11 protein-coding genes are annotated in these 15,065 nt (G+C 49.5%); 7 read left to right on the forward strand and 4 right to left on the reverse strand.

The annotated features are described in order from the left end of the window. Positions 1 to 55 precede the first annotated feature (55 nt). The 3 genes from aroA to ptsP all read left to right on the forward strand — a co-directional run bounded on the left by aroA (position 56) and on the right by ptsP (position 3,941). Complete coding sequence (gene aroA, locus BN6628_RS09190) at positions 56 to 1,348, forward strand: 3-phosphoshikimate 1-carboxyvinyltransferase (RefSeq protein ID WP_068616707.1); 1,293 nt, start codon at positions 56 to 58, stop codon at positions 1,346 to 1,348. Between the two features lie 249 nt (positions 1,349 to 1,597). Then, the gene (locus BN6628_RS09195; RefSeq protein WP_068616708.1) at positions 1,598 to 2,029 is read left to right on the forward strand and encodes a CoA-binding protein; all 432 of its coding nucleotides are present in this window, start codon (positions 1,598 to 1,600) and stop codon (positions 2,027 to 2,029) included. Positions 2,030 to 2,183: 154 nt separating this feature from the next. Next, positions 2,184 to 3,941 carry a phosphoenolpyruvate--protein phosphotransferase gene (ptsP, locus tag BN6628_RS09200; protein ID WP_068616710.1) on the forward strand — a complete coding sequence of 586 codons (1,758 nt, stop codon included), beginning with the start codon at positions 2,184 to 2,186 and terminating at the stop codon, positions 3,939 to 3,941. Between the two features lie 100 nt (positions 3,942 to 4,041). On the opposite strand, the gene BN6628_RS09205 is transcribed toward ptsP, so the two are convergent. Then, positions 4,042 to 4,581, reverse strand: coding sequence for a type 1 glutamine amidotransferase domain-containing protein (locus BN6628_RS09205; RefSeq protein ID WP_068616711.1), 540 nt, complete (start codon positions 4,579 to 4,581; stop codon positions 4,042 to 4,044). A gap of 143 nt (positions 4,582 to 4,724) precedes the next feature. Between BN6628_RS09205 and BN6628_RS09210 the strand changes: the two genes are divergently transcribed. The 3 genes from BN6628_RS09210 (at position 4,725) to BN6628_RS09220 (ending at position 7,507) form a co-directional block, all read left to right on the forward strand. Next, positions 4,725 to 5,168 (forward strand): hypothetical protein, encoded by a 444-nt coding sequence (locus BN6628_RS09210; RefSeq protein ID WP_068616713.1) that lies wholly within the window; start codon positions 4,725 to 4,727, stop codon positions 5,166 to 5,168. A 480-nt stretch (positions 5,169 to 5,648) separates the two neighbouring features. After that, on the forward strand, positions 5,649 to 6,668 hold the full coding sequence (ccpA, locus tag BN6628_RS09215; RefSeq protein ID WP_068616714.1) for a catabolite control protein A: 1,020 nt from the start codon (positions 5,649 to 5,651) through the stop codon (positions 6,666 to 6,668). Between the two features lie 140 nt (positions 6,669 to 6,808). Next, positions 6,809 to 7,507: a 5'-methylthioadenosine/adenosylhomocysteine nucleosidase gene (locus BN6628_RS09220; RefSeq protein WP_068616715.1), complete on the forward strand. Its 699-nt coding sequence runs from the start codon at positions 6,809 to 6,811 to the stop codon at positions 7,505 to 7,507. A 20-nt stretch (positions 7,508 to 7,527) separates the two neighbouring features. Here BN6628_RS09220 and BN6628_RS09225 read toward each other — a convergent pair whose 3' ends face one another. Next, entirely contained in the window at positions 7,528 to 8,706 is a 1,179-nt protein-coding gene (locus BN6628_RS09225) for an acetoin utilization protein AcuC (RefSeq protein WP_068616717.1), read from the reverse strand. 30 nt (positions 8,707 to 8,736) lie between these two features. Further along, positions 8,737 to 9,369 carry a GNAT family N-acetyltransferase gene (locus BN6628_RS09230; protein ID WP_068616718.1) on the reverse strand — a complete coding sequence of 211 codons (633 nt, stop codon included), beginning with the start codon at positions 9,367 to 9,369 and terminating at the stop codon, positions 8,737 to 8,739. A gap of 268 nt (positions 9,370 to 9,637) precedes the next feature. On the opposite strand from BN6628_RS09230, the gene acsA reads away from it, so the two are divergent. After that, a complete protein-coding gene (gene acsA, locus BN6628_RS09235; RefSeq protein ID WP_068616719.1) occupies positions 9,638 to 11,365 on the forward strand; it encodes an acetate--CoA ligase in 1,728 nt (575 codons plus the stop codon). Between the two features lie 425 nt (positions 11,366 to 11,790). On the opposite strand, the gene BN6628_RS09240 is transcribed toward acsA, so the two are convergent. Further along, positions 11,791 to 14,877, reverse strand: a complete 3,087-nt coding sequence (locus BN6628_RS09240) for a transglycosylase domain-containing protein (protein WP_068616721.1) — start codon at positions 14,875 to 14,877, stop codon at positions 11,791 to 11,793. Positions 14,878 to 15,065: the final 188 nt, after the last annotated feature.

Raw genomic sequence — 15,065 nt, forward strand, 5'->3', positions numbered from 1 at the left:
AGGCAGGTACGAATGATATATTTATACTTTGCAATATTCACAAAGGAGAGTACATATGGACATAATTGTGAGACCTACCCCAAATTTGAGTGGAGAGATTCAGGCCTTGTCTTCCAAGAACTATACTACGCGTTATTTGCTGGTTGCCGCTCTTGCGGAAGGAACGAGCACGATCTACTATCCGGCTCATAGTGAGGACAGCGATGCCATGCGCCGCTGTATAGCGGATCTTGGGGCGGTAATTGAAGAAGACGATGAGAAAATTGTGATTACAGGCTTCGGCGCTAAACCAAAGGACGTGCAGCAGCTAAATGTGGGTAATGCGGGAGCGGTGCTGCGTTTTCTGATGGCGGTTACGGCACTTTGTCCGGATGTGACTTTTGTAAATACCTATCCTGATTCACTGGGCAAGCGTCCACATGATGATCTGATCGAGGCTCTTACCCAGATGGGAGTAGAGGTTGAGCACAATAACGGCCGTCTGCCGATCCGTATCCGTGGAGGCGCGGCTAAAGGCGGTAAAATAAAAGTGTCCGGTGAAGTCAGTTCCCAGTATTTGAGTGCACTGCTGTTCCTCACTCCGCTGCTTGAAGAGGATAGCGAGATTGAGGTGCTCGGGGATCTTAAGTCCAAGGTGGTTGTGGGACAAACGCTGGAAGTTCTTGAACAGGCCGGCATTAAGATTGAAGTATTGGATGATTACGTAAATTTCAGAGTTCCAGGTCGTCAACGTTATCAGGCCAAGACCTATAAAGTACAAGGCGACTATCCAGGCTCCGCGGCTATTCTGGCTGCTGCGGCTGTAACCAATTCCGATGTAACGGTCAATGGCCTTGAGGAGCACAGCAAGCAGGGGGAACGGGCTGTTGTGGACGTGCTGAGAATGATGAATGTTCCGCTTACCCATGAGAATGGGGTGGTGCACATCCAGGGGAACAGCAAGCTGACCGCTGTGGAATTTGACGGGGATGCTGCTACAGATGCTGTACTTGCGATGGTGGCCGCAGCTGTTTTTGCGGAAGGAACTTCAAGATTTTACAATGTTGAGAATTTGCGTTATAAGGAATGTGACCGGATCACGGATTATCTGGCTGAACTCAAGAAGGCCGGAGCCAATGTAGAGGAGCGGCAGGCGGAAATTATTGTGCACGGGCGTCCTGAAGGGGTAGAGGGCGGAGTGGAAATCAACGCCCACTACGACCACCGGGTGATCATGGCTCTTACCCTTGTTGGCCTCCGTGCCAAACAGCCGGTTACGATTAAGGATGCCCATCATGTGGCTAAGTCGTATCCGCAGTTCTTCGACCATATGTCCGCGCTTGGCGCGTCCGTTGAATGGGTTAAATAGTAGTTATATCTAGATAAAATGAACTTTAAAAATAACCGCTCTCAGCTTCGATCCAGAGTGATTCTTAAGAAGCGGCAGCGTCCGCCTTTGTCTCCGAAATGCCCCTACTTGGAGATCTAGTTCAAGCATTTCGGAGACAACAGTGGCCTTAAAGAACACTCGGCATCGCAGCGCCCCATAAGGGTAACCTTCATAAGTTCATTTTATCTAAATCTATATATTCTGTATATTGAAAGGTGGTTGTTTAATATGGCATTTGAGAACCCAAGCCGTCAAGAAATCAAGCAGATTCTGGAATCAGCTGGCAATATTGCGATTGTTGGATTGTCGGATAAAACCGATCGTACCTCTTATATGATCGGCCAGGCGCTGCAGCTTCGAGGCTACCGGATTATTCCGGTGAATCCAACGGTAACCGAGGACATTCTTGGGGAGAAGACCTATGCCTCCTTGAAGGATATTCCTGAGCCGGTGGACATTGTTAATGTATTTCGCCGTAGTGAATACACGCCGGAGGTGGCTAAGGAAGCGGTGGAGATCGGAGCGAAGGTGCTGTGGCTGCAGCTTGGCGTCTACAATGAGGAAGCATATCAGATGGCTTCGGATCACGGTCTGACGGTGATCATGGACCGCTGTATCAAGGTGGAGGATGCGATTACCTCTCCTGAGCGTGGCCGATGAGATTTGCCAGTTTAACTGGTGCAAGGCGGGTGTCCTTAGGGATGCCCGCTTTAATTTTTGTTTTTTTTCTTTGACAAATGTTCGGGCGGGTGTATACCATATTCATAAAGAGAGAGGATATCCTATGAGAAATAGGAATTTGGAGGGGGCTCATATGATACAAGGCATCGGTGCTTCGACGGGGGTAGCCATCGGGAGGGCATTTGTGCTGCCATCCTGGGAATGGGATGTACCTGACCGGAGAATGGATAACATCGATCTGACGAAGGAATTTGATCGCTTATATGAAGGAATCAGGACCTCCAAACATGAGATAGAAGAAATCAAGAACGAAATTAAGGAAACGGTTGGCTCAGAGGAGTCAGGCATATTTGACGCCCATCTCGCAATTTTGGAAGATCCCGTATTTATGAGTGAAATCCAAGGGATCATTGAGCGTCAATACAAGGCGGCGGAGGTTGCGGTAAAGGAAGCCATTGATCATTTCGTCACCATGTTCGACCTGCTGGATGACGAATACATGAAAGAGCGTGCTCTTGATATCAAAGACGTTGGCAACCGGCTGCTTAAGCACCTGCTTGGCACGCCGGATATCACCCTGCCAGCCGATACCCAGCCTTACATTTTGGTTGCCAAGGAGCTTTCGCCTTCACAGCTTGTTCATCTGAACCCGAACAATGTTCTGGGCATGGTTACCATGCTTGGCGGGAAAACCTCCCACTCCGCTATCATGGCCAGAGCGCTGGGAATTCCGCTGGTCTCCGGGCTTGAGAATAAGCTGACGCTTCCAATCCAGACAGGCGATATGCTTATCGTTGACGGAGATGACGGAAGTCTCTTCATCGAACCCGATGAAGAACTGATCACACGTTATACCCGGATTTCGGAACAGCTCCGTAAACGTAAGGAACAGCTTCAGCTGTTGGCCTCGGAGGATGCCGTCACCCTGGATGGAACAAGGCTTCGGCTGGCAGGCAATATCAGCTCTCTCAAGGACTGTGAGCTTGCCCTTAAGTATGGGGCGGAAGGGGTTGGCCTCTTCAGAACAGAATTCTTATATATGAACCGCAGCACGTTTCCTACGGAGGATGAGCAATTCGAGGTCTACCGTCAGGTTGCGGAGAAAGCCGGCGGTCATCCAGTCGTTATCCGCACCCTGGATATCGGGGGGGATAAAGAGCTTGAATATTTCTCCATCGCGGAGGAAGAGAATCCAGTTCTTGGATACCGTGGAATCCGGATCAGCCTGGACAGTTCGGAAGTCTTCAAAACTCAGCTTGCCGCAGTGCTCCGGGCTAGCGCTTATGGCAGCATGAAGATCATGTTCCCGATGATCTCTTCGGTTGAGGAAGTGATCGAAGCGAAGCGCATCCTGCGTGAGACGATGGCTGAGCTTGATAAGCGGGGAGTGGAATATGACCCCGATGTTCCTGTAGGTATTATGATCGAGGTTCCAGCAGCTGCAGCTATAGCCGATCTGCTGGCTGAAGAAGTTGATTTCTTCAGTATTGGAACCAACGATCTTGTACAATACGTCCTTGCAGTGGACCGGATGAACGAACAGATCGCCCATATGTATCATCCGTATCATCCCGCGGTGCTTCGCATGATACGTAACACGGTTACCGCCGCTCATGCCGCAGGAATTACTGTGAGCGTATGTGGAGAGATGGCCGGGGATGAGAGGTTCGTTCCGCTTTGGCTGCATCTCGGAATTCATGATTTAAGTATGTCACCGCTGTCCCTGCTTAGGGTAAAGCACCGGATATTAGGCTGTAAGGCCTCTCAAGAGAAAGCGGTCGGTGAAGCCTGCTACAAGCTGCGGACAAGTGAAGAAATTGAGAGCCTTCTGATGGCTGAAGCCAGCCGGGGTGGCCAGCAGACAGAACGGCATAATTGTAGTCTTCATTAGCATTATTGGACGCCTTACCAAATAATAACCGCCAGGAGCATTAAGCCCACTGGCGGTTATTCGCATGTAACTATAGCTGAATGTGCTATTCAAGTTTTAATTATTTCTGAGCTGCTCCGCTGGCAGTAAGCGCATCACAGAAGGCTTTGCCGTATGGGGGAAGATCCGGCGGCCTGCGGGCTGAGATGATATGCCCATCTGCAACCACAGCCTCGTCCTTCCAGATCGAGCCGGCGTTCTCCATGTCGTCGCGGATTCCTGGAGTAGAAGTGACTGTGACGCCCTTCAGAATACCAGCGGAGATCAGAACCCACCCTGCATGGCAGATCTGCCCAATGGGCTTGCGGGCCTCATGCATTTCGCGGACAAGCTGAAGCACCTTCGGATACCTGCGGAGCTTGTCCGGCGCCCAGCCGCCAGGAACTAGTATGCCATCATAATTCTGGCTCTCCACCTCTTCGTAGCTGAATTCAGCTTCAGCGGGAACGCCATATTTTCCGATGTATTTTTTGCCTTTCTCGGCCCCAACGAGATGGACTTCAGCCCCTTCCTCACGAACGCGATAGACCGGATACCAAAGCTCCAGATCCTCAAATTCCTCGTCAACCAAAGCGATAACTCTTTTTCCAGTTAGTCTCAAATCTTACTCCTCCTGTCGTATTTGAGTATTGACGAAACATTATTTCAATTATTTAATTGTATCAAAACCTAAAACTTTTTACACATCTGATACGTTATTTGTATAAGGCATACTTAGAAACACAATATAGATGAGGTGATGATGTGCGCAAGTCATGTGATTGCGGACAAGAAATGAGCCTGGATTTCAGAAAGGTCATTTTTGAGGGGCGAATTGAAATTGAGAATGTACCCATACTGCAGTGTGAGTCATGCACATGTGGGTCTTATGAGGTTTTACCCGAGGTAAAGCCGCATTTACTGTCTCTAATTGGGGAGTGGAGACAGCTTGAGGGGAGCAGGGTGATCCATTTCAATGAGATAAATGAGATCGCAAGCCTGCTTTATGATACGCTTTATACGGAACCGGATTCGGAACCGATTGAACATGTACTCGAGAGGAAGAAGGAAGACCGTATTAATCTTCTGCTCGATATTTATGGATATGCCAAGGACAAAGACGACAGTTTGTGGATGAAGGATATCTCGGAGCGCTTATCCCAGTTAACATTGTTTCATACAAATCGACAAGTTTCGAGAATAAAATAACTTTTTTCTCCAAAATCAGCAGTTTTTCCACGATAATTGGATTTTTTTCGCGTTTTTTGCTAAAATACATACAGCATGAGGAACGGAAATGGAATTCAAGTACGTGAGGAGCTGAATATCTGATGACTGCCTTGACGAGAATAAGAAGTGATCAGGGTTATGTTCACGAAGGTGAGCTCAATCAGCTGCCTGAGCTGCTGATAATCAGAGAGGGTAAGACAGTCCGGCATACCTCCATTCCAGTATAACCTCAAGATCTTTGTACGAAATTCCGGCGTAGAAATGGTGTTATCATTGCACAAAGATGTGATTTATCGTATCATAAATTTAATTCATATTATAATGTAAGCTAAAGTCAACAGCCCAAATTTACTATTTTGACCGAACCTATGAAGTACCGCTGCTGATTTTTAGTTCGTTCGGATACAACAGCATCTACGCGATCAGGATGAAAAATTTATTGGCAATGGAGAGAAGAATGTGACGGTTACCATTTACGATGTGGCACGTGAAGCTGGCGTCTCAATGGCCACGGTTTCCAGGGTTGTAAACAACAATCCGAACGTGAAGCCGCAGACGCGCAAGAAAGTTTATGAAGCAATTGAGCGATTGGGATATCGCCCTAATGCTGTAGCCAGGGGTCTTGCGAGCAAGAAGACAACAACGGTTGGAGTTGTCATTCCTGATATTTCCAATTCCATATTTGCGGAAATTGCCCGAGGTATTGAGGACATTGCAAATATGTACCATTATAATATTATTTTGTGTAACGCCGATAAGAAGAAGGAGAAGGAGATTCGTGTTATTAACACCTTGCTTGAGAAGCAGGTGGACGGTCTTCTGTTCATGGGCGGAACCGTAACGGAGGAACATATACAAGCCTTCCAGACTTCTTCTGTACCGATTGTGCTCTGTGCGACCAGTGATGAGAATGGGGTTATTCCATCGGTGGATATTGATCACGAAGCGGCTGCATTCGATGCGGTGAATACGCTGATTCGCCATGGTCACCGTGAAATCGCCATGATTAGCGGAACACTTCAGGACCCGGCTAACGGTTATGCCCGTTTCCAGGGATATAAGAAAGCGCTTGAGGCAGCAGGAATTCCTTATCAGGAGGACCTCGTAAGAATCGGGAACTACCGCTATGAGTCCGGCGTTGAAGCTATGAAGTACTTCCTCGGATTGAAGAAGAAGCCGACGGCTGTGTTTGCGGCTACGGATGAAATGGCGATTGGCGCCATACATAGCATTCAGGACGAGGGTCTTAAAGTTCCGGATGACTTCTCTGTCATCAGTGTCGACAATGTTCGCATGGCTTCCATGGTGCGCCCGCAGCTTACGACTGTGGCTCAACCGATGTACGATCTTGGGGCCGTTGCCATGCGTTTGCTGACCAAATTGATGAAGAAGGAGAATGTGGAGAACCCGCGGGTTATTCTTCCGCATGAGACGATTCTTCGTCTGTCTGTGAATCATTTGGAGAACAACAATTCATAAATTAGATATAAAAGTGAATTGAGCTTTTTTGACAGGCGGTGCAGGTCAACTGTTCAATTCATAATATTATGACAATATGAAAAAGGTTAGAACAAAAAAGCTCCCAATGCAGGAGCTTTTTTTTCGGAAGGAGTATACGGATGACGGTATTAGGATTGCTTGGCGCCATGGATGAAGAGATTGCGCTTCTGCTTGCGGATATGCAGGATAAAGAGACGGTTACAGCCAGCGGGATTAGCTTTACAAAGGGAAGCTTGCTCGGCAAGCAGGTTGTGGTATGCAGATCAGGGGTAGGTAAGGTTAATGCGGCGGTCACCACCCAAGTTCTGATCGACCGCTTTGGAGTGAATGCGATCTTATTCACGGGTGTTGCCGGAGCAGCGCATCCTGATCTAAATATCGGGGATATTGTGATCTCCTCGTCCTGCCAGCAGCACGATATGGACGTTACTGCGCTTGGATTCGCAAAGGGTGTTATTCCTTACCAGTCCGTATCGGATTTCCCTGCGGATGATCGGCTGATCAAGCTGGCTGAAGAGGCTTGCGGGAGAATCTGTAAGGAACATAAGTATGTGGTGGGCAAGGTGCTCTCCGGTGATCAGTTCATCGCGGATCATGCTGTGGTGCGGTCATTATACGAAGATTTGAACGGGGTATGTGTGGAAATGGAAGGTTCGGCCGTAGCCCAGGTAAGCCATATGAACGGAATCCCATATGTGGTTCTGCGTTCGATGTCTGATAAGGCGGACGGGACGGCAAATGTTAACTTTGCGGAGTTTACCGTTGAAGCGTCCCGCCGCTCCTATGAAATCCTAAGGGATATCGTAGGTCATATGTGACCCTGATTTTCAGGCATGAATCAAGGTATATCTTGAAGGGCAACCGCGAGCGTATCGCGGTTTTTTGCCGTGATCTCCGCCCTCCGGGGGATCATCTCCCAGCGGCTGAGATCATCCAGCCATGAAGCGGGGAGGGGGACGGGAGCGTGCGGCTGCCACCGCTCAATCCATTTGGGCGGCAGAGGGGTTAGGGGGTCGGTGTTAAGCTTAGCCTTAAGAGGATGGTCGCACATTTCCAGCCAGAGCAGGCTCCAGGCTCTAGGGACGACCTTCCAGATATCATAACCGCCTCCACCTACAGCCACCCATCTCCCTTCGCAGTATTGGTGTGCAAGATCATGGATGATGGCGGGCATCTTGTGATAAATCGCCATACTGCAGTTCATATGAGCCAGCGGGTCGAGGGCGTGGGCGTCACAGCCATGCTGGCTGATGATAAGATCCGGTTTGAAATGGGCCGTGAGGCGGTGAATAGATTCGGTGAAGCACTCCATCCATGAATCATCCTCTGTATATGGCTGCAGAGGCAGGTTGACCGAGCAGCCATAACCTAAATGCTCGCCACGCTCATGTACGAAGCCTGTTCCTGGAAACAGATATTTGCCTGTTTCATGAATGGAATAGGTGCACACCTCCGGATCCGAATAAAAGCTCCACTGCACACCGTCCCCATGGTGTACATCCGTGTCAATATAAAGCACCCGGGCCTTGTACTTATCCCGGACGTGTGCAATCGCGACAGCGGCATCATTGTAGACACAGAACCCGGCTGCCTTGGCGACGAGAGCATGGTGAAGCCCGCCCCCTAAGTGCAGGGCGTGTGTAGCCGCGCCCGACATGACGGCTTCCGCCGCTGTCAGGGTGCCTCCGGCAATATAGGATGAGGCCTCATGCATCCCCGTAAAATATGGCGTTTCTTCATCCAGCAGCCCGTACTGCTCGGCCTTGGCGAGCCAGTCCTCCGTGGGGACAGGCACACTTAAGGCTTGAACTGCCTTTACGTATTCCGCGCTGTGTACACGGAGCAGCTCGTGTTCTTGAGCCTCGCGGGATGATAGCTTCAATTCCTCCGGTAGAGCGCCGGTCTCTGACAGTAGATCAATGGCCAGCTGCAGACGAATCGGATGGAAAGGGTGGCTCTCATGGAAATGATAACTCAAATCTTTGGCGTGATGCACGAACACTGCGCTTCCAGACATTTCGGAGCAGTCCCCCTTTCTTGTTCCGGATTAATACATAAACCGCTGCCTGAAGCGGATTTGATCAAATTGCTCTTTGGATTCAATGGGAACGTTCCTGCCAATCCGCACCATCAGGCAGTTGGCCGGATGGGAGCATATCTCGGGATCATCCGTCGCATACCAAACCATATCAACGGTCTGCATGAGGCGTTCCATCATTTTCCGGTATTCCCATACATCAAGTCCGCTGCTCTTGAGATCCCAGTGCCAGTAATATTCAGTAGTAAAAACGATATAATTCTCCATCTGCTTATCTTCAAATGCGGTTTTGATCATCGAGCTGCCGAGTCCAAGAGAGCGGTAGTCATTGGCCACCTCGATGGCTCCGAGCTCAATCAGGTCCTCCATGCCCCCTTCAGACCACCGTTCCATCTCATCGGGATAATGGAAGGTGACATAACCTACAATCAAATCCCCTTCCCGCGCAATAATCATGCGCCCCTCTGGAAGACCGGCGATTTCTATCAGGGCCTGATGCTGATCTTCAGGTTTGCGAAATGCGTCGAGTTCCGGGTGCATTCGGAGACGACGGAGTTCGTCAGGGGATACAGGTCCTTCCACCGTAATTTGTTTTGGTGGGCGGGACAGGATATGGGCGTGGTACATTTTAGGATGTTCCATCGTCGGTCTCCTTTCCTCTTTCCTCTCACTTATAGCAGAAAAACAGGTAATTGAAAAGTGTAGCCGCTTTCTTGAGCGTATGATATAATACCTTTTGACATAAATTCTTCACAAATTCTTTCTTGACACCATGCGTGACAAAATGACCGCGCCGGCTCTTTTTCGACAAAATTCTTGTAAGCGCTGTCTATGATCCGACTTGTTTCTGTTTTCATGAATTCAAACTTACAATTATCCGATTATGAGAGAGGATTAGGAGGATGAAACGATGAATCAACTGCAAGGAGAAGTCATTTCTGCGGTGGCACCCTCATCAAATTTGGGGGACTATGAAACAACGTATGACAGTTTTAAATGGGAGAATGTGGAGAAAGACTTCTCCTGGTATGAGACAGGTAAGCTGAACATGGCTTATGAGGCGATTGACCGCCATGTGGATGCGGGCCGGGGAGGGAAAACAGCCCTTTTGTACAGTGATGCGGCAAGAAATGAATCCTACACCTTTGAGCAGTTGTCCACACTGTCCAACCAGTTTGCAAATGTGCTGCGTGGTCTGGGGGTTACCAAGGGAGATCGGGTGTTTGTATTTATGCCTAGAACCCCTGAACTCTATGTAAGTATACTTGGCACCATTAAGGTTGGTGCAATTGTAGGGCCGTTGTTTGAAGCCTTCATGGAGACAGCAGTTAAGGACCGCTTGGAAGACAGCGGTGCGGTTGCGATCGTGACAACGACTTCACTCCTTCACCGTATTAAACGGGACGAACTGCCTGAGCTTAAGCATGTTATTGTTCTTGGTGATGATGTGGAAGGAGCGGGAAATGGTCTTATTGACTACAAGTCCGCAATGTCCGAAGCTTCGCCTGATGCCGAAATCGAATGGGTGGACCGTGAGGACGGCCTTATTCTTCATTATACGTCCGGTTCCACCGGGAAACCTAAAGGCGTCTATCATGTGCACAATGCCATGATTCAGCATTATTACACCGGTAAGGTTGTCCTTGATTTGCAGGAGGGGGATATTTACTGGTGTACAGCCGACCCAGGCTGGGTTACCGGTACTTCGTACGGAATCTTTGCCCCTTGGCTGAACGGGGCAACCAACGTTATCCGCGGAGGGCGGTTCAGTCCTGCCGACTGGTATGATACGATTCAGAAGAATAAGGTTACGGTCTGGTACAGTGCCCCAACGGCATTCCGGATGCTGATGGGAGCAGGAGAGGACGTAATTTCACAGTATGACCTGTCCAGCCTGCGTCATGTCCTGTCTGTTGGGGAACCGTTGAACCCAGAAGTGGTACGGTGGGGACTCAAGGTGTACGGTAAGCGAATTCACGACACCTGGTGGATGACGGAGACCGGGGGGCAGTTGATCTGCAACTATCCTTCTATGCCGATGAAACCGGGCTCGATGGGACGTCCACTGCCAGGCATTGAAGCGGCGATCATTGATGACAACGGGAATGTGCTGCCGCCGTACCGGATGGGGAATTTGGCGATCAAGACGCCTTGGCCGTCGATGATGCGCAAAATTTGGAACAATCCGGCCAAGTATGAGGAGTATTTCCGTATTCAGGGCTGGTACATTTCCGGTGACTCCGCTTATGTGGACGAGGATGGTTACTTCTGGTTCCAGGGCCGCATCGATGATGTCATTAACTCGTCCGGTGAACGCATTGGACCGTTCGAGGTCGAGAGCAAGCTTGTAGAGCACCCGGCAGTTGCAGAAGCGGGTGTGATCGGCAAGCCTGATCCGACTCGTGGGGAGATCATCAAGGCATTCATTTCGCTGCGTGAGGGCTTTGAGCCATCCGATGAGCTGAAAGCGGATATCTCCCGCTTTGTCAAAGAGGGATTGTCAGCGCATGCGGCCCCACGTGAGATCGAATTTAAAGATAAGCTTCCGAAGACACGCTCCGGTAAGATTATGCGCCGTGTGCTCAAAGCCTGGGAGCTTCAGCTGCCAGTGGGCGATTTGTCGACGATTGAGGACTAATATATTTCTGACAACTTATAAAAAAGCGAGCAGAGCGCCAGTCCAAAGGGTTACCCTTGGCTGGCGCTCTGTTATTTTTGTTCTACCACATGCTTCTTAGAAGATTATGGGCGAGCAAAAGCCCACGGGAACGACTTCATTTACTTTTATTTGTTTGTGCCAGTTTGTGCAAGAGGCCCGCGGGAGAGACGAACGATTACTGACAAGCGTTAGCAATCGTCTTTGATCTTGGATTTTATCGATCGAAAATGATTCAAGAAATCCAAAACAAACAGCGGTGGGAGTAACGTTCGTTCTCGCAGCCTTTCAAACACTAACCGAGCTCCTAAACAAAATAAGGGACCGTCTTTTGGGACGGCCCCTTTTGCGATTGTATATTTAAGCGGCCTTTGGGATCTGGCCTCTGGTTGCAACCTGGGTACGACTTACTGCTTTTGGATATGCATAGCTGCAGTTGGAGTCGATTCGCCAGACTTGTTTACTGCGGTTACACGGATATAACCGTCAATCGGCGAAGCTGTGTATTCGTACGCATTCGACTGCACGGTTCCAACCAGGGAGTAAACCCCATTCTCCTTGTCAGCGTAATAGACGTTGTAGCCGGTAACGCCTTCAGCTTTCGGATTGGCGGCCCAAGTAATTTTGACACCATTACTGGCCGATTCACCATGCAGGCGCTGGGGAGCAGATGGGGTGGTAGTTACGCCGCTCTTGATTGGTCCGCCCGAACCTTCTTGCGTTGTACTGCTGCCGGACTGTTCAGATCCTGGAACGTTAAGCGGTTTGCCTCCACCTTCGGAGGTGGCGACCGCACTTGGCTGCGACTCATGTCCGCCAACATCCACAGCAGTTACATAATAAGCGTAATTATGACCCGAAGAGGTCCCGTCACTGAAGCTTGCTTCAGAGCCAGTTAATACAGAACTGCTGTATTTGAAGGCACTGCCGTCAACAGAGCGGTACAGCCGGTAACCGGCAACATCTTTCTCCCCGCTGAGACTAAACGTGATCGTATTATGTCCTGCTCCAGCAATAGATCTGACATTAGACGGTGCAGATGGTGCCTTTCCGTCATCCACACGCGGATCGAGCTTATATGGAGCATCCTCTGATGCATCCTTAGGCATGTAGAAGTCAAGTGATCTATGGCCGCCTCTCATTCTGGAGAAGGCTTTCTGCAGCTCATCGATCAGTTCTTTAATCGGTTTGTCGCGCCGGACCACAACCTTTTGCTGCACCATATCGTCCGGTGTCCCATCGTGAGGGATATAATTTACCCCGTTATAGGTTATATACTTGGCTCTGATCAGCACGTTATCCGACTTCGTAGGGACGTATTTGGCATTAAAAATATCCGTAACCATCTTGCCAGCCTGCCGTGTCAGCGCCGTTGGTAGAAGTCCGCTGTAACCCGATACGGTCTTGGTCACAATTCCATCTGGTTTCTCGAACTTGGCTGTCTTGAACAGCTCCGGCTTGCTTTCGGTTACTTCGTTCATGACAAGCGCCCAGATCGATTTGGCTCTGGCCTTGGCCTGCTTGGTAACAAGTGTGTTCTTCTGTTCCTTGTAACCTACCCAGACGCCCAGGGTGACATCTGGCGAATAGCCCATAAACCAGACATCCCCATAGTCCTGAGTTGTGCCCGTTTTTCCTACAACCGGAATGGTGCCGTATTTCTTAAACTCACGGGTGATGGAATGTCCAGTTGAACCGGCTTGGGAGATAACTGTCCGGAGCATGTCCGTCATCAGATAAGCGGTCTGTTTTGTAAACACCTGCTGAGGCTTGCTTTCATGCTGATAAACGACGTGACCGGTGGAGTCAGTAATTTTCTCGATCATATACGACTCGTTATACACGCCCTGATCCGCAATAGCTCCATAGGCGTTGGCTAGTTGTTCCACGGTTACACCATACTTAAGACCACCTAAAACCCCGGTTTGTGCTTGGTAATCCTGATCTTGTATCGTCGTAATACCCAGCTTTTTGACGAAGGCCCATGCATCGTTAATGCCGACGACGTTATTGAACAGCTTCAGAGCCGGGATGTTGCGTGATTCATTCAGCGCGGTCCGGGCTGTAACCAATCCCTTGTAGCCCCCGCTTGAGTTAACTGGAATATGATAGCCCTTCCGTCCATCCTTAAAGATGACAGGTGAGTCGTCAATGACGCTTGCTGGCTGGATAAGGCCTTTATCGAGAGCAGGCAGGAAGGCTGCAATCGGCTTCATGGTTGACCCGGGCTGTCTCACCATCTGAGTTGCGTAATTCATTTGTTCGGTGTAGAAATCCCTTCCTTCGATCATCCCCAGAATCCCGCCTGTCCTGTGGTCGATCATAATACCAGCCACCTGTTCAAGACCCTTGGTTTTGCTGTAAGGGGAGAAGTTGCTGCTGTTCTCTGCCACCTTATGCATCGCCGTGTATACTTTTCTGTCAATTGTAGTATAAATGCGGTAACCGCCGGTCATCAGCTGCTGACGGGCTTCTTCAAGCACCTGACTTGGAATTTTGTTTTTGTCCAGCTTGGGATTCTTGAGCAGAGCAAGAACCTGTGCGCCCTGGCGTTCGGTTTCCAGCATCAGATAAGGATAAGTGGCATAGGCTTTTTGTGTCTTGGGAACGAGAGCTTTCTTGATGTCAAATGCGAGTGCCTCATCATACTGGACCTTCGTTATCTTGTTCTCCTCCAGCATGCGCTGCAGAACAAGATGCTGACGTTTGATGGCACGATTGAAGTTGGACTTATTAAATTCTCCCTTGCCGTTAAAGGCAGAATAAGAGGAAGGGAGCTGGGGCAGACCGGCCAGATAAGCCGCCTGGGCAATGTTAAGCTTCTTCAGGTCCGCAATTCCAAATATCCCCCGGGAAGCGGCCTGGATTCCAAATACATTGTATCCGTTAGAACCATTGCCGAAAGGAACCTTGTTGAGGTAAGCGGTTAATATTTCTTTCTTGGTCAAAAACCGCTCCAGGCGAAGGGCGAGCAGCATCTCTTTTACCTTGCGGTTATCCGTACGGTCAAGACTTAGGAAGACACGGCGGGCCAGCTGCTGGGTCAGCGTACTGCCCCCAGTCTGACTGCTTTCTCTGAGCAGCCGCTCCTTGACCGCGCGCAGGGTGCCCTTCAAATCTACCCCGTTATGATTCCAAAAGTTGTTGTCTTCTACGGATATAACCGCGTCGATGACAATCTGGGGAATTTCCTCGTAAGTTACCGGCCTTCGGTCTTCTTCCGAACGAAGCTGCCCAATCGGATATCCGTCACGGAAGTAAGCGAAGCTGGTAATATTGTTAGTGCTTATTTTCTGCTCAATACTCGCCCGAGTCCGGACGGGATCATCAATCACGTTCGCGGATACGAAGCCAAAGATGGCTCCTCCAGCGAACAGAATCCCTGTAAAGCCAACAAAAAACAGCCATAGGAAAACCTTCAAAGTGGTTTTTCCCCAATGCCTTGCAGGCGCTGCTGTTTGTTCTTCGGGATCCTTTCCGTGCACTTCTACCATTGGGTATCCTCCTTTTTAACAGCAACATTATAGCATAAATACATGGGTTTGAATTCATTTTTCCCATAATCCCCCATGGGGCATGGCGAGCTTATTGAGACGAGGTCGTGATTCCCAAAAAATATATTATGTTATAAGATATACCGCAAAATACAACTGCATATAGATCAAGGTATGGAAATATCCAG

This window comes from Paenibacillus tuaregi, from assembly GCF_900086655.1.
In the GTDB taxonomy this organism is placed as follows: domain Bacteria; phylum Bacillota; class Bacilli; order Paenibacillales; family Paenibacillaceae; genus Fontibacillus; species Fontibacillus tuaregi.